This window comes from Barnesiella sp. B2-R-119 (genome assembly GCF_023656675.1).
In the GTDB taxonomy this organism is placed as follows: domain Bacteria; phylum Bacteroidota; class Bacteroidia; order Bacteroidales; family Barnesiellaceae; genus Barnesiella; species Barnesiella intestinihominis.
The window spans coordinates 33,886-55,048 of the sequence record NZ_JAMOKL010000005.1 but is presented as its reverse complement, the minus strand read 5'-3'; the positions used below and the strand labels follow the sequence as shown (position 1 = coordinate 55,048).

The 21,163-nt window shown below is 41.2% G+C and carries 15 protein-coding genes; 1 reads left to right on the top strand and 14 read right to left on the bottom strand.

The genetic code is table 11. From position 1 onward, the window contains the following. Positions 1–129 precede the first annotated feature (129 nt). The 14 genes from NBH06_RS10650 to NBH06_RS10585 all read right to left on the bottom strand — a co-directional run bounded on the left by NBH06_RS10650 (position 130) and on the right by NBH06_RS10585 (position 18,527). Positions 130–1,518, bottom strand: coding sequence for a hypothetical protein (locus NBH06_RS10650; RefSeq protein ID WP_195492791.1), 1,389 nt, complete (start codon positions 1,516–1,518; stop codon positions 130–132). A gap of 157 nt (positions 1,519–1,675) precedes the next feature. After that, positions 1,676–3,235, bottom strand: coding sequence for a peptide MFS transporter (locus tag NBH06_RS10645; protein ID WP_195492792.1), 1,560 nt, complete (start codon positions 3,233–3,235; stop codon positions 1,676–1,678). A gap of 27 nt (positions 3,236–3,262) precedes the next feature. Continuing rightward, positions 3,263–3,688 (bottom strand): SufE family protein, encoded by a 426-nt coding sequence (locus NBH06_RS10640; protein ID WP_195492793.1) that lies wholly within the window; start codon positions 3,686–3,688, stop codon positions 3,263–3,265. Positions 3,689–3,704: 16 nt separating this feature from the next. Then, positions 3,705–4,694, bottom strand: coding sequence for a M28 family peptidase (locus NBH06_RS10635; RefSeq protein WP_250794354.1), 990 nt, complete (start codon positions 4,692–4,694; stop codon positions 3,705–3,707). 46 nt (positions 4,695–4,740) lie between these two features. After that, positions 4,741–5,646 carry a S66 peptidase family protein gene (locus NBH06_RS10630; protein ID WP_394368598.1) on the bottom strand — a complete coding sequence of 302 codons (906 nt, stop codon included), beginning with the start codon at positions 5,644–5,646 and terminating at the stop codon, positions 4,741–4,743. Then, on the bottom strand, positions 5,646–6,260 hold the full coding sequence (locus tag NBH06_RS10625; RefSeq protein ID WP_008861435.1) for a M15 family metallopeptidase: 615 nt from the start codon (positions 6,258–6,260) through the stop codon (positions 5,646–5,648). Before NBH06_RS10625 ends, NBH06_RS10630 begins: the two co-directional genes overlap by 1 nt. Next, positions 6,254–7,429 (bottom strand): hypothetical protein, encoded by a 1,176-nt coding sequence (locus tag NBH06_RS10620; RefSeq protein WP_195492795.1) that lies wholly within the window; start codon positions 7,427–7,429, stop codon positions 6,254–6,256. The genes NBH06_RS10625 and NBH06_RS10620 overlap by 7 nt, the downstream gene beginning before the upstream one ends. A gap of 132 nt (positions 7,430–7,561) precedes the next feature. Next, positions 7,562–8,875 carry a ribosome biogenesis GTPase Der gene (gene der, locus NBH06_RS10615; protein ID WP_008861437.1) on the bottom strand — a complete coding sequence of 438 codons (1,314 nt, stop codon included), beginning with the start codon at positions 8,873–8,875 and terminating at the stop codon, positions 7,562–7,564. Between the two features lie 48 nt (positions 8,876–8,923). Beyond that, positions 8,924–9,808: a GTPase Era gene (gene era / locus NBH06_RS10610; RefSeq protein ID WP_046413755.1), complete on the bottom strand. Its 885-nt coding sequence runs from the start codon at positions 9,806–9,808 to the stop codon at positions 8,924–8,926. Between the two features lie 157 nt (positions 9,809–9,965). After that, positions 9,966–10,958, bottom strand: coding sequence for a beta-ketoacyl-ACP synthase III (locus NBH06_RS10605; RefSeq protein ID WP_046409983.1), 993 nt, complete (start codon positions 10,956–10,958; stop codon positions 9,966–9,968). Positions 10,959–11,033: 75 nt separating this feature from the next. After that, positions 11,034–11,219: a 50S ribosomal protein L32 gene (gene rpmF / locus NBH06_RS10600; RefSeq protein ID WP_008861440.1), complete on the bottom strand. Its 186-nt coding sequence runs from the start codon at positions 11,217–11,219 to the stop codon at positions 11,034–11,036. A 12-nt stretch (positions 11,220–11,231) separates the two neighbouring features. Beyond that, positions 11,232–11,819 carry a YceD family protein gene (locus NBH06_RS10595; protein ID WP_046409980.1) on the bottom strand — a complete coding sequence of 196 codons (588 nt, stop codon included), beginning with the start codon at positions 11,817–11,819 and terminating at the stop codon, positions 11,232–11,234. Between the two features lie 158 nt (positions 11,820–11,977). Further along, entirely contained in the window at positions 11,978–13,132 is a 1,155-nt protein-coding gene (locus NBH06_RS10590; protein ID WP_008861442.1) for a sensor histidine kinase, read from the bottom strand. Between the two features lie 139 nt (positions 13,133–13,271). Further along, positions 13,272–18,527, bottom strand: a complete 5,256-nt coding sequence (locus NBH06_RS10585; RefSeq protein ID WP_250794263.1) for a choice-of-anchor J domain-containing protein — start codon at positions 18,525–18,527, stop codon at positions 13,272–13,274. 462 nt (positions 18,528–18,989) lie between these two features. Between NBH06_RS10585 and NBH06_RS10580 the strand changes: the two genes are divergently transcribed. Next, the gene (locus NBH06_RS10580) at positions 18,990–21,158 is read left to right on the top strand and encodes an SGNH/GDSL hydrolase family protein (RefSeq protein WP_250794261.1); all 2,169 of its coding nucleotides are present in this window, start codon (positions 18,990–18,992) and stop codon (positions 21,156–21,158) included. Positions 21,159–21,163: the final 5 nt, after the last annotated feature.

Below are 21,163 nucleotides of genomic sequence, written 5' to 3'. Positions count from 1 at the left end.
TTTATTCCAACACAAAAATACGGATTAATTCTAATAATTTTAAATCAATTTTCGTTACATTCTTATATTTTATTATTAGCTATAATTCAATTGATTAAGTAAAATATACGTTACTCAACGCAACGATAATTACAATTTTATCTCTTGGAAAAGTTCCTCTACGGTAATATACTTATGCATCTTGTCATTGATTCGTTTACGCAAAACTCTAATGGCAGAAACCGAGACACTGCGACAAGCAGCACATTCCTTAGTATTCAATCCAAGAGAACTTAGACAAAAGAAATAAAACTCCTCGTCGGAGAATGAAAAATAAGCAGTAAGAAGTTGATAAAGTAAAGCATACTCTTGACGTAAGGATTTAAATAGCCTGTCCCGCAACGATATTGTAAGGAAAACATTTCCCCCTTCGATATATTCGGTTACCTCCTTAAAAAATTCCGATTTCACAAATCGTTTGTTTTTCTGTGCTGTAATCTCTCCTATCCGTTCTACGATCTCCCGTTGCAATGCCTCTGTTCGTTTTTCTATTTCCGTAGAAGTTTCCCGATTATTTTCTTCCTCGACTTCGATGTGTTGTTTATTCGGGATAATTTTCCTTCTAAAAAAATAAAACAGAAAAATACTCACTAAAACGACAACAACGGCTGTACAAACTATACTTAATAAGGTTCGGTCATGTATTCTTCGGGAATATTCCACATTCATATTGTTTATCAACTCACCGTAAAATGCCGAATTGACCTTTGCTGGTTTTACCATTCCAGCGATGGAATCGCATAACGAATGATACAACCCGAGATATACACTATCGCCAGTCATAGCATACAAGTTCTCATAGGCCGAAGTCTTCGTATAGATATAATTACTACGAGCTGCTTTTTTCGTGTAATAAATAGCAGAGTCAATATTTCCTTCTCCACAAAAGATACTACCTCTTACCAAACAACTTTTATAGAATAATACTGAATCACGACAAAGAGGTCTGATTTCAGAATTATATTTCATTGCAGAAGCATAATCTCCCGATATCAGAAAATAATAAGAAAGTGCATTTTTAGTTTTATAAAGTTCTTCCTCACTCTCAATTTGGGGAATCAACTCGATTGTTTTTAAAAGAGTTGTATCAATACCTCCCTCCTTATCTACATAGTAACATTTCCATAAGCCACGATAAGACTCAGAAAGCTGGCTTTTATCCGAAAGCATGGAATTGAATGTAATAGCCTTTCGGAACATTTTTTCGGCCTCCTCATTTATATTGCTTTTAAAAAGCAACAAAGCAATCCGATTATAGTAAGCCCCCAAAGCATCAAAGTCTGATATTCGACTGGAATCCAAGCTGCAAATTGCAGACAAATAATAAACGGCCGCCGAATCAAACATATTTTTATCCTCGAAAGCTACCCCCTTCTCAAAATAAGTCGAAGCCTTATCTGCCTCTACTACTCTATCTGCACAAGAAAACAACAAAATAAAAAGGGGAAATACCGATATGTAATGAATTAGCCTCAACATCTTTTAAGAACCATAAATTACCCTTCTTGCAAATTTAGAGAAAATATCCAACCTTACAAACAGTGATACCCGTCTCACCCTTAATAAAATCACAAAAACACAGGGCTCCCGTTTCCGGGAGCCCTAAATATATCATTTTATAGAGAAGACAAACCGACTATTCGGCCACTCTCTCCAACCATTTAAGCATACCTAACATTACACCCATCGATATCAAACATACGGCAAAGAACACTGCCCAGCATTGCCAAATGGGCCAAGCGTTGTACATAAGGGGACCAATCCACAACAACAAATTGCCCAATGCAGTCGCTCCTAACCACAAACCCTGACAAAGTCCCAACAAATGTTTGGGAGCCACTTTGGATACAAACGACAAACCGAGAGGCGAGATGAACAACTCGGCTACCGTCAAGAAGAAGTAAGTTACGATAAGTACCCACCAATGTGCTTTCTGAGACATTTGCTCAGCTACCGGGAGAAGTTTGAAATCGTCGGCAGAAGGATAACCTTTTAATGCTGAATAGATCACCAAGAATAAGAATGCCAATCCGGCGATAAACATGCCGATAGCAATCTTACGGGGTGTCGATATTTCTTTCCCCCGACAGCTCAACCAAGCGAACAAAGCCATAACAATAGGGGTAAGCGTAATAACGAAGAAAGGATTGATTGCCTGCCAAATCTCCGGAGCGACTGCGCTCGAATCTACAAAGTCGCGTGCAAAGAAAGAAAGAGACATACCATTTTGGTGGAACGAGAACCAAAAGAAAATAACGATACCCAAAACGGCGAACAAGGCAGCCATACGTTGTTTGATTTCTTTGGCCATTGCCCGTTTCTCCTCGGCGGTATATGATTGAGACTCCACTTTGGTCTTTTTGCCCGGAGTAGGAAAACGTTTCTGGTAAGCGACAAAAATTATCAAAGAGATAACCATAGCGACAACCGACGCTATAAACGAGTAGTGAATACCCTCGTTAAAAATTTGAAGATAGTTTTGACAAGCACTCGTCAGTTCTGCCACGTTACCGCCGGCTGCCGTCATAAGGGCATTAAGGTTATCCAATGCAGCCTGACTCATTTGGGTTCCATTGTTAATGAACTCGTGGCAAAGTGCCGGAAGTTGGGCATTATAGGCCATTCCGTTCGCTCCCAACCACCATTCTCGCAAAAGGGGCGCAATAAAAGGAGCAATCAAACCACCCACATTAATAAATACATAAAAAATTTGGAATCCGCTATCCCGTTTGCTTTTCGCAATCTTCAAAGCCTCATGACCTTGTTTTGCAGCCTCTGCCTCAAAATCGTCATACAACTGCCCCACAATAGCTTGCAAATTTCCCTTAAACAAACCATTGCCAAAAGCTATCATAAACAATGCAAAACAGGTAAGCGGAAGTAACCAAGCTATATTCGTACTCGTTGCTAAAATCGGAATAGACAACAGCACATAACCCGTTGCCATGATTATCAATCCGGTTCGAATCGTTCCTTTGTAATTCTGGGTACGGTCGGCGATAGCACCTCCCACCAAAGCCAACAAATAAATACCCGCATAAAAGAATGAATATATAGTACCCGATGTCTCCTCGCTTAGTCCGAATTTAGAACAAAGAAACAATACCAATACAGCATTCATAATGTAGTAGCCGAAACGCTCGCCCATATTCGCGAGAGCTGCCGCTATCAACCCCTTAGGATGTCCTTTAAACATAATAACAGATTTTAAGTATTAAATGAATTAATTGTTTTTCACTTTAAAAGCCAAAGCATACATGCGCATTTGTTTAACCATAGCCACAAGCCCATTCGAGCGAGTCGGCGATAAATGTTCGTTCAACCCTATTCTGTCGATAAAATAAAGATGAGCATTCAAGATCTCATCGGGTGTATGGCCGGATAAAACCCGCACCAACAACGAAACTATCCCCTTCACGATAATCGCATCGCTCTCGGCCTCGAAATCGATACGGCCGTCGCTATAATCGGCCTGCAACCATACCCGGCTTTGGCAACCTTCAATAAGATTTTCGGGAGTTTTGTATTTTTCGTCCAAAGGAGGAAGGGCATTGCCCAAATCGATCAGCAATGCATATTTGTCCATCCAATCGTCGAATACCGAAAACTCCTCTATAATCTCGTCTTGTATTTCGTCGATACTTTTCATATTATTCATTTTTCAATCATTCTTCATAAAGAACCGTTAACACGGTCTGGCCTACGGCTTTCAACGTCGACCGATCTATATTTCTCATTGTATCGTCCACCGTATGCCAATAAGGAGGAAATCCCGTCTCTGTATCTCGATGACATGGAATAATATCGATGCTGGGTATTCCATAACGGTTTACATACAAATGGTCATCGGTAACATATCCGCCGTCCTCCTCGATAAAATAGTTTCCGTACCCCAATCGCTTCGCCGTATCCCATACTTGCGCCACAATTCCGGAAGCATAATACTTCGAAAATAACTCTCGTCGAAATTGTGCCCCGGCTCCGCCCACCATATCGAGTAAGATCCCGAATCGGACCCGATATCCCGGCTTATGAGGCCGACGTGTCCAATACTGTGTGCCCAATGCCCATGTGTTTTCGTCGCTCGACTCGCTCCAATAGGGAACACCGTAATCCTCGGCATCGAAAAAGGCTATGTCGACACCCGTGTCGGGCTGTCTCTTCCCTATCTGACGAGCTATTTCAAGCAATACGCCCACTCCGCTCGCACCGTCGTCGGCCCCGGCAATAGGCTGACGATGTTTACTCTTATCCGGGTCGTTATCGGCGTATGGACGAGAATCCCAATGAGCGAACAACAAAATGCGATTTTTCTTTTCAGGAGAAAACGAACCTATGATATTCCGTATAGAAAGCTCTGTCCCGTCATAAGCCGTAACCGTTCCTTGCTGCACTTCTACGACAGCGCCATGCCGAGCCAACTCGGAAGATAAATAATCGGCCGTTGCCAAATGTGCCGGAGTGTTGGGCACTCTGAAACCGAACTGCACTTGATGTTCGATATAAGCATAAGCACTATCCGAATCAAAAGAAGGAACCTCTATCGACACGCTATCCGTATCCTTTTCCTCGCTATTTTTCACCGACTTTGCAGAACAAGCGACCAACCCGACAATTAAAATTAAATACCCGGCCTTACGGTTTACTGTTTTCATCATGCTCAAAAATAAACATTCTGATAAAAACTCGCAAATATCCCGGCTATTTTATACAAAAAGATAAATCCACCGACCGCTCACCGACAGAAAACACGACATCTGCCCCTTCGATCATCGGCAAATTATCCGAGACATGTCCCACCGGAAAATCGAAACATACCGGATAATCATACTCATCGACCATTTTACGAATCAACTCATACAATGTACCACCCAGACCTTCGTTCTCGGTATACTCGGTAAACCTACCCACGATCAATCCCGACAACGAAGCCAAACGACCGGACAATTTCAAGTTATAAAGCATGCGTTCTATTTTGTAAGGAGGCTCGGCTATATCTTCTATAAACAAAACCGTTCCGGGCAAAAATATATCATACGGAGTAGAAATCAATCCGCACAAAACCGCCATATTTCCACCCACCAACATTCCCCGTCCCTCGCCGCAACGGTTCAACGGGTGCGGATTCTCCTTGTATTCGGGAATTTCTCCGAATAAAATTTGCCGTAAATAGTGCGTACAACGATTATCCGCCGGCTCGGTAGTCAAATGCTTGCACATGGGAGCATGCAACGACATCACCCCACGGCTCACACAGAGAGCATGCAAAGCCGATATGTCGCTGAATCCGATAATCCACTTCGGATTCCGAGCAATATCATCGGTCAATCCGTCCAACAAATGAACGGCCCCATATCCGCCACGGCTGCACAAGACAGCCTTCACAGCAGGATCGTACAACGCATGGCGGAAATCGTTCATTCGTTCATCTATCGTCCCCGAATAAACGCCCGAATGATCCAGACAGTGAGAAGAAACAGTCACACCGAGCGACCAACTTTCCAAAACGCCGGTCGCCCCTTTCACATAATCGGGATTGATAATACTCGCAGGCGAAACAATGGAAACGCTATCGCCGGGGCATAAAAATTGAGGTCTGTACATCATCAAAAATCCAATATTTTAAATCGTTTCTTATCCGACTCCTGTACATAATGTTGATAATGCCACCATTCATTAGGAAGCGGATAAAGCTCTTGTTCTCGCATGACTGCATACAAAAATCGTCGATTGTGATAAGCCGCCTCGCTTATCCTACCTGTCTTCAATAAATAATCGTCGTCGACCGTATGCGCTTCTTCTCCAAAAAAATCATACGGACTGCCCATATCCAATGCGACGCCATCGCTACCGAGTATCGATAAATCGACAGCCATGCCGTAATTATGGAAGCCTCCCTCATTGTAAGGATTAGCCACATACTGCTCTTGCGGTGTACCTCGCACTCGCTCGAACATTCTGCGCTGTATGCTTAACGGACGGGCGGCATCGTAAATCACCAACCTATATCCCGGCTTTAACTCCTGTAACCGGGCATGTACCCGGGCCAGCCGTGAAATCATATGAGGCAATAGATAGGCTTTTCTCAAATCGGGATATAAAATTTCACCCATAAAATTATCGGCCGTAGCGTATTTCAAATCTACGACCACATCGGGAATGGCAGTTTGAATATCGACCAACCCCGCCTGCTCGAAATATTCCTCATAGTTGATCACCATACGGCTGTAAATCCATTATTGGGTAATAAAATCTCATTATTGTTTTCTCCGTGCCTAAACGAGTATCTGTTATGGCCATACGACTCTATCCGATAATTATCGGTAAAACTTACTAAATGAAGCTCTTCCTTAGAGGAAGGTAAAGAAATAGACACATCGGCATGGCGTGTGAGCTCGGGCACTTTAAAGTAGAATTCCCGGCGTAATGTAGGATAAGAACATTTTATCTTAGCATCGAAATATACATACTCTCCATCGATACATAATACTCTGTCGGGAATATCAGAGGTAAGTTTGATACCTATTGTTGCCGAATTTTCCAACTTCACGAGCTCCACTTCTATGTCTCTTACACGAATTGGGACATTTCCCAAATAAAATTCTACCGAATAGTTCAATAAAGAAACTGCATTTTCAACATTCAACGACTCAATAAAAGAAAGACACGACAATTCTTCTCTCAAAAAGAAAACCTCGCCTTGCTCTTTCTGGAAGAAAGGATTCTCATTAAAAGCAAAAAAGCATGAAAATTTGGTCAACTTATTCTCCGTTCCTTTCTTCAAATATTTCTTATAACGCAAAGATTGCGATATGCAAAATCCAGCATCTTTACATCTCATGTACTGTCCAGCCTCATCGTAGAGTTCGTCTTTTCGATTAGGAATAATTTGAATATCATATACCATATCGTCTCTGTATGACGGGTTCTTTAAGATAGACGAAAATACCCCCTGCATATTCTTCGCTAAAAGACTACCTAGCAATCGCTCGCTACAATTATTCACGACATCAATCACTTCTTTGGAATCATACTTCTGAATAATATCCAATTCAGCGCCCAACGATTTAACGATACTGTCATCGACTTCATTCCGAAACTCCTCCTTCGCTCGTTGTTGCTGACGATCCAAAAGAGGTTTTATCTCTTCGACTATACTCTGGGCTGAGGTTCTTTTCGTAAGCAGCTGATAAGTTAACGTAAACAAGAAAAATGCGATAGTCGTACTTATTATCGACGTTAACAAATCGTACAAAAATCCCTCCTGCATTTTCCAAGCCTCACAAATAAAACCTATTACGGCGGCGGCCAATGCGACAGCAATGATAAAAAGGGCATACCAATAACGCTCCATCACATTCCGGAATTTACTTTCTCCCTTATCCTCCATATATAAAAACTTCTAAATAATTAAAATCAAGACTCTACTATTCACAAAAATAGCAATCTTTCAATAGTATTTAAAATATCTGTCCCGAAATCTGTGAGACTTCGGGACAAACGACAAAAGCTATAAACAGTTTTATTTTTCTCGCATGAAAATATTGATGGGTGTACCGCTGAAATTCCAATTCTCCCGTATCTTGTTTTCGAGATACCGTTTGTACGGGTCTTTCACCCATTGCGGCAAATTACAAAAGAACACGAACGTGGGGACGTAAGTCTCCCGCAACATGGTCACATATTTTATTTTTACATACTTGCCTTTATGTGCAGGAGGCGGATAATTTTCTATCGCACTCAGCAACACTTCGTTTAATTTCGAAGTAGGTATCTTGGTATGCCGATTCTTATAAACCTGCACGGCGTTCTCCAAAACTTTATAGATACGTTGCTTAGTCAACGCCGAAGCATAGACAATGGGAAAATCGACAAAAGGAGCAAGACGTGCCCGTATGGCATTTTCGAAAGTTTGAATAGCCTTGTTCGATTTATCTTCTACCAAATCCCACTTGTTGACACAAACCACCAAACCCTTTTTATTTTTCTGTATCAACGAAAAGATATTCAAATCCTGTCCTTCGATACCTCTTGTAGCATCGATCATCAAAATACAAACATCAGAGGCTTCAATAGCTCGTATGGAGCGAATCACCGAATAATATTCGAGATCTTCGGTAACCTTCCCTTTCTTACGAATGCCGGCCGTATCTACCAAATAAAAATTGAATCCGAATTTATCGTATCGGGTATAAATCGAATCGCGAGTCGTACCGGCAATATCGGTAACAATATACCGGTCTTCGCCAATAAACGCATTGATGATAGAAGACTTTCCGGCATTAGGGCGTCCCACCACCGCAAAACGAGGAATGTTTTCCTCTATCTCGGGTTCCGATTTTTTGGTAAAACGTTTCAATATCTCGTCCAGCAAATCGCCCGTTCCCGAACCGCTGGCTGCCGACACACAAAAAGGATCGCCCAGCCCGAACGAATAAAATTCGGCGGCGTTATACTGCCACTCGTTCGAATCGGCTTTATTCGCTACCAAAATCACCGGTTTATCCGAACGGCGCAATATAGCTGCCACATGGTCGTCGAGGTCTACCGCACCGGTTTTCACATCGACCATGAACAAAATAACATCGGCTTCCTCAATGGCCAAAGCCACTTGTTTGTTAATCTCTTCCTCAAAAATATCTTCCGAGTTAACAACCCAACCTCCGGTATCGATAACAGAGAATTCCTGACCGCACCACTCGACCTTACCGTATTGTCGATCCCGTGTCGTACCGGCTTCTTCGTTGACAATCGCTTTACGAGTTTGAGTCAGACGATTGAAAAGAGTCGATTTTCCCACATTCGGGCGTCCTACTATCGCTACTATATTTCCCATAATTCCACTTTCTTTTTACGGCTCTCACAGCCTTTATTTCTTAATCTTTTATTCAGGTATATACCCGAAACCTTTCAATTTATTTTCCCGACTACGCCAATCTTTCTCCACTTTTACATACAGTTCGAGAAAAACTTTTTTGTCAAAAAACACTTCGATATCTTTCCGGGCCAAAGTCCCTACCTTCTTCAAAGCCGAACCGCCTTTCCCGATAACGATTCCTTTCTGAGAATCTCGCTCCACATAGATAACAGCCATAATATGAATACGATTCTCTTCTTCATGGAATTGTTCTACCCCCACCTCACAAGCATACGGAATCTCTTTATCGTACGTCTGCAATATTTTCTCACGGATAATTTCCGTTACGAAGAAACGAGCCGGCTTATCGGTCAAAGCATCTTTCTCGAAAAACGGAGGTGACGGAGGTAGTAATTCCTGAATACGCTTCAACAAATAGTCGAGGTTAAATTTATATTGTGCCGAAACCGGTATAATCTCGGCATTCGGCAACAACTGTTTCCACTCCTCTACCAACGTTTCAAGAGCGCTCTGCTCTTTCAGCAAATCGATCTTGTTGATAACTACCAATACAGGAACCGTCTCCCGAGCCACCTTGTCGAGGAACGATTGGTTTTTCGCAGGAGCTTCCACCACATCGGTCACATAAAGCAAAATATCGGCATCGAGTAATGCCGACTGAGAAAAATTCAGCATCGACTCCTGCAACTTATAATTAGGGACAAGAACTCCCGGAGTATCGGAATAGACGATCTGCATATCCTCGGTATTCACTATTCCCATAATTCTATGACGAGTCGTCTGTGCCTTCGACGTAATAATCGAAATTCGTTCTCCGACCAGTGAATTCATCAACGTAGACTTACCTACATTGGGATTCCCGACAATATTTACAAATCCGGCCTTATGCATAATTCTGTTTTATTTGGTTACAAGTCAATAACTTCTGAATACAAAAGTAGTGAAAATATTCTACCCGACGAAACAACCTACAATCGCTTTTGTTCGAAAACAAGAAAAGACGCATCTCTTTCGCCAAAAGATGCGTCTTTCTTATATCTCGACAAATTTATTTTGCGTCGTATCCCCAAACGAGATAAAGAGCTCCCCATGTAAATCCTGCTCCAAAAGCCGTGAGGACAAGTTTATCTCCTTTTTTGAATTTATGCTCAAATTCGGCCATACACAAAGGGATAGACGATGCACTCGTATTCCCGTACTTTTGAATATTGACCAATAATTTTTCTTCCGGCAGCTTTATACGATCGGCAATAGCCTCTATAATACGCAAATTTGCCTGATGAGGAATAAAATAATCGATCGTATCTACGGACAAACCATTGCGAGCCATCACGCTTTCCGAAGAAGTGAGCATATCGGTTACCGCATGCTTATATACCGCCCGACCTTCCTGATAAACAAAATGTTCATCATGATCTACCGTCTCGTGCGAAGCAGGATGAACAGCACCACCGGCTTTCATCAACAAATGAGGCAGTCCCATACCATCGGTATGCAACACGGCATCCTTCACTCCGACTTCCTCGTCGGTAGGTTCTAACATAACGCAAGCCGCAGCATCACCGAACAGTGGACAAGTAGAACGGTCCTTATAGTTAACCATCGACGACATCTTTTCTGCCGCCAAAACAACCACATGCTTATACAGTCCGCTCTTTATATAGGCAGTTCCTGCTTGCAAAGCAACGATAAACCCTGCACAAGCGGCTTGTATATCATACCCATAAGCTGTTTTTATTCCCAATTTTTCCAATACGATCGATGCCGTAGAAGGGAAACGATAATCGGGATTCGACGTAGCACAAATGAGTAAATCTACTTCACTGGGCTTTACTCCTGTTTTTTTCAACAATTCGGCTACTGCTTTTACACCCAAATCGGAAGATCCCGTTTCTTCTCCTTTTAAAATTCTACGTTCTTTAATACCTACACGAGTAGTAATCCACTCGTCGTTGGTATCGACCATATGCGACAACTCGTCGTTTGTCAAAACATAATCGGGAACATACGAGGCAATTCCCGTTATTTTTGCATTCTGCATAATAATAAAATCGGCTTAGTGTGTGAAAAAATGCCCTAAATCGCTTTAGGGCCATACATACTTATCGATAAGAGCTTAAACAGCAGCTTCTTTTTCGATTGCCAATTTTCCTCTGTAATAACCACACTCTCCACATACAGTATGGTATACATGCCAAGCACCACAGTTAGGACAAACTGCCAAAGTTGGAGCCACAGCTTTATCATGAGTTCTTCTTTTGGCTGTTCTCGTTTTCGATTGTTTTCTTTTAGGATGTGCCATTTTTCTATTACTTTAATTATTATCTATTATTTTCTTTAATTCGTCCCATCTCGGGTCAGTTTCCTCCCCTTCGCCGGGCACTTCATCTACAACATCTTCATCATCGTATGATGCGGCATCTTCACTTTCGTCGCTATCGTCCATAGAACGCGCCGCATGTTTACGCAATTTAGCACTCATCGATTTATTGCATTTTCCTGCCTGATGAACATGCTTCAAAGGTATTGTCAGTGCAATGAACTCATATAAAAACCATGCAATATTCAATTCCCCGTCACTTTCAGGAATAACAACCACATTATCGCTCTCCTCGCTGTATTCCGAACCGAATTTCACATAGAGCGTTTCTTGGGTTTTTACCTCATGGTCCATATCGTCCAAACAGCGATCGCACGGAATTTGAATAACTCCTTCCAAATCAAAATCCAGTTCGAAAGAAGCCGCCGTCCGCTTCACTGTCAATTTCACCTTCACCTTTCCTTTTTGAACATCTTCACCTTCGATATTCTTAAAGAACTCATTATCCAATACATACTCAAAATCCTGAGTACCTATCGGCATACTTTTGAGCGGTAATTTATAAGCACTAAATCGTCCCAATGCTATTTGTCGTTAAAACTCCGCAAAGGTATAAAAAATAATCGTTACAAGTCAATCTTTTCGGTAGTTTTTATTTCACATTCACAATTTTTCAAATGGAGAGCCATAATCGATTAGCCCCGACAACATTCAAAAAAAAGAAAGATTTTCCAGCCCGACTAAACGACTCGCTTCAATTCGATTCTGAATGTCGTACCTTTTCCTACTTCCGAATCTTTCACATAAATGCGTCCGGCATGATAATCCTCTATAATACGTTTTGCCAAAGTAAGTCCAAGTCCCCAACCTCGTTTCTTGGTCGTGTACCCCGGATTAAAAACCGTTTTGAAATTTTTCCGTGCAATCCCCTTGCCCGTATCTTTTATATCGATATAAATCTGTTGCTTCTCCGACGTCATATAAACATCTATACGCCCTTCTCCATTCATCGCATCGACTGCATTCTTGCACAAATTCTCTATAACCCATTCAAATAAAGAAAGACACACCATCGCACCCTCGGCATCAGAAGGGAGATGAGTCGTAATCAATACTTTATCGGAAACTCTGCGACGCATATATTCTGTTGCATTTTCAAGCACTTCGTTGACATATATCAATTCCATTTCTGGCTTCGAGCCTATTTTAGAAAAGCGTTCGGCTATGACAGACAGACGGTTCACATCTTTATTCATATCCGACAGTAACGAGGGATCTACACCCGACGATTCCAACAAATCCATCCATGCCATCAACGACGAAATAGGAGTTCCCAATTGGTGAGCAGTCTCCTTCGATAATCCCACCCACACCTTATTCTGCTCGGCCTTTTTCGTACTAATCAACGCAAAATAAACGATTAAAACGAACAGAACCATAACACCCAACTGCACGTACGGATAAAGAGATAGCCGCTTTAACAAAATAGAATCGTCATAATAGAGATACTGTTTCTCCCCGTCTCCCAAATTGATCTCTATCAAATTGGATTTACTTTTTAATTGTTCCAGTTTCTCTTGTAAATATTTCTCCGTATCCGTTTCGGGCAAATTCAAATTAAGGTACTGATTTATTTCGCCGGTATCATCGACGATAATCGCCGGTATGGAGGTATTGCTCTGTATCACTTTCAATATCAACTCCATGCTCATTTCAGTCTTGTCACTGGCCAATTCACGCGTCGCTTCGGCCCATATTTCCATTTTCTTTCGCTCCTCGATAGACAAGTCTTCTACAAGGTCATTCGAGACATAAAGTACCCCGCCAACCAGCAAGACAGAAATCAACAAAAAAATCAGTTTCCCTTTTTGTCGGGCATCATAGATATTTTGCATAATATACACTCAGTATTACATATTATATAAACGGTTCCACGACTCGAATATTATTCAACGGCTTCTTAATGTAAAAAAGAGGAGCCTTTCGTTATTCAAAAGCTCCTCTCTTCTCATACTTTTACCAGCAGTGTGCTGACTAACGGACTTGAACCCGGATTGTTCGATTATCTACCTTCACAAGATAAACGCCTCTTTCCATTGGAATTTTCTCTGTATCACTTTCTAACTCTATATAAAAGAGCGTACGACCATCAATGCCATAAACAGATATTTTTCTTCCTGTCACCCCCTCAGCCATAATGCAACCGTTCATACCATAAACCCTGATGTCATTTCGGTTCAACTCATCTACTGCCGATGTTCCCAAACGAACGGTATTCGAGCGGAACGATTCTCCTTTATCATAAACAACAGTGACATGATAAGCTCCATATTCAATAGACGGAGTAGAATAATTCGTCTCAACGATAGGAGTTTGAGTCAGTTTCTGTCCATTGCAATAAACATGATACCCTACAACCGATAAATCTTTTACCGCCGATACCGGAACATACGACAAATCATCAACTAATAAAGCGAACTTATTTGAACTGATATAATGAATTGCAAAATAACGGGCATTCTCTGGTAACTGATAAGAATATTCTTTCCAACCTACATTAAGAACCGATTCCGTAGCAAGCAATTCAAAGGCATCTACACCGGTCGTTGTCGTCGAATAAAGCACTTCAAACGTCTCCGGCGTATATTCCGTTGTAGGAATCGTAGCATAGAACGACACGTTTGTTCCTCCTATAATTTCAGGAGAAATCAAGTAGTCGTCATTTTGAGGCGTCAGACCGTCATAACTCAAACCAGCCCAAGAAACCAAACATTTTTCACCAGAATGAGGCTTCCAGTTATTCGAAGTCACATCAACACCCTCGGCCAGAGGTTCCCAGACTTGAAACGCCATCGGTGTACCCATATTCGGAAATTCTACAAATAAAATACCGGCAGAGGTCAAGCCATCTCCATCTACCACCGTATAATCACCTATATTCTCATAAATAAACGATTCGTAACCTTCGAAATCATCTACCATCGGCTCGGGGGTCAATGTAGGCTTTGTCCAAGACAGTTCATGAGCCTTCTCTGTTTTCTCCCCGACTAGGTCGGTAATAACAGGCAACTCTGATTGAGAAGCGATTATTATTGCCTCCAATATATTATTTTCTGGGATCTCATCAGACTCTTTTGCTATAACCTCTGCTTTAATAGGAGTTTCTTTGCCTATCATTTCAGCCGTAGGAGTAACCGTAAATAAATGATCGGCTGTTTCTCCCTGCGCCAAAGCCTCCGTCCGAGAAAGAGTTTGAACCAGAGTCTCATCTACATAAAGATTCACATCATAAGTTATCGACTGCTTCCCGTTATTTTTAACGACAACCGTATAATTTTCAGATTCACCCACGACAGGACGACGAGCACCTTTGATACTTTCGAGTTTCGCATCTAATTCCGACTCATTAGCAACCGCTATATTATCGATGATTACATAATCACTACCATTAGAAACAGCTCCATCAAACACAATTGCAATCCACGGATAATCTTTATATTGAGCCAAATTTACTTTACATACGGTCCAACCCGGAAGAAAAGAGGCTGTATTGGCGCTATAAACCTCGGTATATGCTTTATCATCGGCAGTCACTTTCACCGATAATTTTCCGGCGGCATTCTGGTAACGATATAATAAAAATGTCAATGTAGGAGCATTAAAACCACCCAAATCTAATTTGGGGACTTGTAAACGAGCTTCTCCCTTACCCGATTGAGAATGGCAAACGAACATTCCTCCATCTTCCGGCTCCAAACCGAGACTACGGATATAATTCGTCAATCCCCACTCGGCTTGTCCGCTCAATGCCCCCATAATCCAAGGATAAGTTGTTGTCATATTATTCACACCGTTTTCCTCGAAAGGCATCGTATAAGGGATTCCCAATACGACATTATCTAACGCAGCCTCGCCTTCGCCCCCGATAGTAGTAGCAGAGACAAGGAAAGTATAAGAATCGAGTTTAGAAGAGGACGGAGTAGCCGTATAAGAAAGGGCTGTGGTAGTTCCCACTTCTCTATAACTCGTACCCACATACTCATAAATCTTATACGTAATATCAGATGGCTGGAAATAACCATTATGCACACCAACCGTAGGAACACTCCACGATAACTCGGCCTTCAAATTATCGGAAGAGGGTAAAGCTGTAAAGTTCGACACAATGCTTGGAACATCGATACCGCAATAACACGTTACCGTAGCTGTTCCTCCTTCACTAAACTCATTCTTGGCCACCACAGTATAAACGTTATTTCCCTGAACCGCATTCTCATCATTACAAGAAAGAACTTCGCCTGGTTGTTTACCCGTAAATTCAGCGACCACAGACCCGTCGACACGTTTCACGGTCACATCGACCGTACCAGTCAGCTCTTCACCGTTCAAGCTTTGAGTAGGCAACCGGAAACTCAGCGTTGCCGAAAGCCCCCCTTGTGCAGCGGGAGTAGCCTTTAATTCTGCAACAGCGGCCGGAGCTTTCATCAACGCACCGTTACGCACCTCTATATTTTTTATATTCAAGGTAAATTGATCTGGATCGGAAATTGCATGGAATCCGACATAATAACGGCCATGCTCTGTAACTTCAAAGGTAGCTGTAAAAGTTTGATATTCCTTGTTCGTCAAATCAAATGTCTGAGCCTTTTGTTGATCTTCCGGCTTATCCGATTTACCATAAGTCACTTCCAATTTCTCAGAACCCATTACACCGGCCTTAGCGTCAAACACGACCTCTATCATATGGGCGGTTCCCAATTCGATGGCCGGCGTTACGACATAATCATCGGCCGAATTCGAACAATAAGCATACTTCAACGAACCGTCGCTTATATCGTAGTACCAAGTATTATCATCGTTATTATTATCCTTGATCGTAAACAAAGAAAACTCCTGTTGAGTCGGTGCTACCATATAAGGTAAAGAATAAATACCGCAGAATACCGTTTGTTCCACTTTTACACCGGCATTTTCTCCACTATAAGCTACAACACTATATGTGTTAAACCCAAAGTCCGAATGTTCGTCTTCATACGTTAATGTCGCTCCCAAAACCGGATTTTCAAACGTTTTGATTAACTTCCCATTACGCAAGATTTCAATTTTAGAAACAGACGAAAGAGGTTCTCCTTGATAATTTTCTTTCGGAACGACAAAACTCATTGTAGCTTTCTGTAATCCTGCTTGATCTGCCGTCACCACAAAATCGGTTACGCCCTTCGGAGCATAAATACTTCCGAATTCTTCCACACGAATATTATCTACATTAACTCCAAAACGATCGGCAACGCTTGTACAATGAATTGCAAAATTTCCTTGCCCGTTCGCTTCTGGCACGTAGGTAAGTACAATATGTCTCGGAGAAGACGCATCCGCCATAATTTCCGTCGGTTCCATAACAATCGTAGATAACGATTCTACGGAAGGCTCCGCTCCCACTTTAACACCAATAATTTCTGCATTATACCCCGAGCCTGAACAAATATCGAACGAAAGCTGATAAACATTATAAGCTTTAAAAGTCATTTTAGGCAATACCAAATAATCATCAGCAGCATTATCGGCAGAGAAAGTATAACCCGCACTAAATTGACCCGTATCGAATTGCCAAGTCACACCATCGCCATTATTATCGATTATGTTCAACAAATCGAATGACGATGCATCTTCGAAAGTTTGTTCATAAGGAAGCGAAACGGCTTTCCCAAAAACGACCGAATTACTCTCGACCGACCCACACTCTTCTCCGCCGAACTTCACGATTACAGTATACTTGTAAGACTTTAACTCATTCTCGGGAAGATTATCGATATAAGTTGTCTCTTTTATGTCGGTCGATAACGACTCTCCATTACGAAGAATGTCATACGAAACTTTTGTCAAGTTTACCCAACCTCCATTAATACCGGCTTCGGGTAATGTCCAAGAAAGGGTTACCTTCCCAGATTCTTCGGCAACAGCGGTCACTTCGGTTGGAATTTGGGGCATATCTTCTCCGGTAAAAGTTTTTATCGAAGCTGCAACCCCCTCTCCGCCACTATTCAAACAAATTACTTTCAATACATGTAATCCATTCGTTAATACAAGAGATATAGAAAATTCCGCACCGGGACTTTGGTTTTCCTTTATCTGGACAGTATCGCCATCGACTACTATGGCTACATTTATCAATCCTTTCAGTTCATTACCACCGGCAGTCCTTGTAGGAAGATCGCACGAAATTCGGGCTGTCGTCGCACCCGGAGTCGCATAGGATATACTCAAATTTTCAACAGCAGCCGGAGCAGAAGGATCAGAAAAAGGATCTGTCGTGTACAAGCCAATCCACTCCTCTCCATTTTCAAAAGCCAATTGCGTATAAAACTCTTTCGAGACCGGATCTATTACAATCAACTCGCTCTCACTCCAATTACAAGCAGCCCAATAGATTTTACGATCGAGAGGGCTCCAACAACACGATTGAGAATATTCAGGGAAAAAACCTGTACTCACTACTTTCTCCCCCTGTATGGCAGACTCTTTATCAAACTTATATACATCGCCATAATCATCGATTACATACATTTGCCCTTCTCCATCAATACACATTCCACGATAAGAATTTTCCATTGGAGCGACAACTGTAAAATCCAATGTTTGGAGATCCAATTTACTCAACGTATAAGCCTCCCCAGCCTCATCATAATTAATTGAATAAACGACATCATTGACCGGATCATAGGTCATATTCACCGCAGCATTAGGATATTCCGCCTCTTTTTCTATAACTTGTTTATCTCCCGTCACGACATCTACGACTACCAATTTTGCAGAATTGATACCCGACCAGTAAAACTCGTCAAAAACCGATAAATAGAATTTTCCATTAGCGTAAGTCCCACCGCCTTCGCCTTCACCATATTCCTCTACATCATACAGTTTAGAATAATCTCCTGTATTAGGATTAATCGAGTAGATACCATAATCCCTCTCTTCATAACTATTAGTAGCTGCCAAAAAGCCGAACAAATTCGCCGGTGAATTTTGTGCATTAATTTTGGCAACACGAGTACGAGCCGGCAACTTAGAGATATTAATAATTCCCACTGGATTTCGAGACGAGCGCTTTCTATATTTACGAACCTGCGCTTTACCTGATTTAAGAGGTACACTCCGTTCTGTAAATTGATAATTTTCACGTTCTTTCGGAATAGATTCCGACCCTAAAACTTTGGAAGAAAAAGCCATTATACACATAAGCACAACGATCCAACCTCCAAAAACCTTTAATTTAGTACTTGATAACTTCATAAAAACACTACTTAATTATATATTTTGATTCCAAAATAAACAGCTCTTACAAATGCTACACAATAAATGATTAGCCTATAAATCGTTCCACAAAATTTTATGCAAAATTAAATATAATATATATACTATATAATACCCATATTTAGGTATTATGTAATATAATTTTACAAAATAAAGCAACACAAATATTTTAAATTATAAAAAATTTCATTGTAAATCGGCCATCAATCATAAAAATAATAAACGAAAAAACACTTCATATCTTCCATCTATACCCATTAATTCTATTTAGAACATATACAATACTATTTTGAAAATCAAATATTACTTCATCATTAAGCAATAAACTATTCAAAAAAATATCACCCTTTAACTCAATTATATCATAATATTTCAAATACCCATTCTAATTTTGCATAAAAAACATACAAACGATAAAACAAAAACTTAATACTACCTATCATGAAAGTGAACATATTTAAATGCCTAACATTATCTCTATTACTATGCAGTATCCAATTACTATACGCAGGACGCATATATGACGAATTCGAAGATACCTATAAAATAACTTGGATTGGTAACTCAAAATTGATTTCTGGAACGACCGACGATTGGGCACAACGAGCCGGAGACATCTATCGATTGAAAATCGACGATCCATCAAACTACTCATTCTTAGTTTATGAACTGCCCGAAAATGAAATTGCTCATGAAATAATTGTCGATTACTATTCTCCGACCGGACTACGTCCCACTTTGGCCGTAAAAAATTCGGCCGGAGAAGAAACCAAATATGTGGAAGGTTGGGACAACGGTTATCCAGAAATAACGGATAAAGGGCATGGACTATATCAATGTACTTTAAAAGACAGCTTGATACCGGAAGATGCAACTCAGGTCGTTATCTATTTAGATGCCCAATCCGACATAGAATTATTAAGAAACATAGTATATTATGGAGATGGCTATCAAGCGAAGAATTACAACGAAAAAACGAACTATTACCGGGTTCAAAAGCTATTGGAAAAAGCTGAAAGCGGTAATGACATTACCATCGGTGTCATAGGTGGTTCGATGACTGCCGGAGCCAACGCCGAACCGATGGAGACCAATTGTTACGGAGCCCGATTAAAGACTTGGTTCGAATCGACTTTTGGAATCGACGTCAATTTCATCAATATCGGTATCGGTTCTACGAATTCCTATTTCGGGTGTATCCGTGCCGAAGAGAAACTATTACGATTCAACCCCGATTTAATTATAATCGAATATGCCTGCAACGATCAACTCGAAGATATTTATCTGGATTCTTACGAAAGCCTGATACGGAAATGTTGGAAAAACCCGAGTGAGCCAGCCGTTATATCGCTAATGCTATGCACGCAAGCTGGGATTTCAAAAATCGAACGTCAATATCCCATCGCTCAACATTGTCAAATTCCGATCGTCAGTTACAACGATGCCATAAAAGACGAAATAATCAAAGGAGAAAAAACATGGCTGGACTATTACCAAACCTCTACACTCATCGGCGGTGATGGCATACACCCCAATACAACCGCACATCAAAAAATCGCCGACCTAATAGCGACCGAACTACTTGAAGGGAAAAAAGCATCGAACATCGATCGAATGGCATCACTACCAGCTCCGCTATATAGCAACATTTTAGAAGATGCATTTTATTTGAGCGAAACCGATATAACCCCGGTCCAAACAGGTGTCTGGACGGCGGGAGGTTCTATTTGGGATTTCGGCACAGGAAAAGGTTGGAGAAGCGAAATTGCAAACAGTGAACTTCAATTTAAAATTAACGGAGACGTTGCTGCCGTCACATATTGGAAACGCCCGGCAAACGAAAATTTCGGAACGGCCCAAATTTGGGTAGACGACAATCCGGCCGTAGTCATTGACGGCTCTAACGGAGAACACATCGACCAAATCGTATTGACCGATTTGGGAATCGGAGAGCATATACTCCACATCAAACTGTTGGAAAACAAAAAATTCGAAATTGTATGTATTGCCGTTTCGGGGGAAAGAAGCTATTGGAATGGACGATACTATTTGGAAAACGTTGCCAACAATCTTAGGTTAACGATCAGCAACAATGACATTACGATGAATCCGAACGGTACAGGTTTTAATGTTTCTCATACCGACGACGGATATATCGCCTTCAACGAAAACAATTCATATCTATCGGTCAATGCTGCTACCGGCGCTTTGGAACTTTCATCGAATCTCGACACCGCCTCAAAATTCCTCTACATAGACAAAGGTGAAAAAGCTGCAATACGGGCTTTGGCTAACGGAAAATATTTGTCTCAAAAAGACAACATTATAACGGCCTCTACCTCCGATATAGCCGACAATGAATATTTTCTATTCAAAAACGAAGGCGATCCCACGACTATTAACGAATTAAGGAACAACGAAATCGACTGTTCCGTTGTATCCAATCAAATCATAATCAAAAATGCAATCGGAGAGCAAGTCAATATTTTCGATCTATCCGGTAAACTACTATATCGACAAAACATCTCGACCAATAATGAGAATATCTATTTCAACAATGGCAATTATTTAATACAAATCGGCGACAAGACATTTAAATGTAATATATAACTACC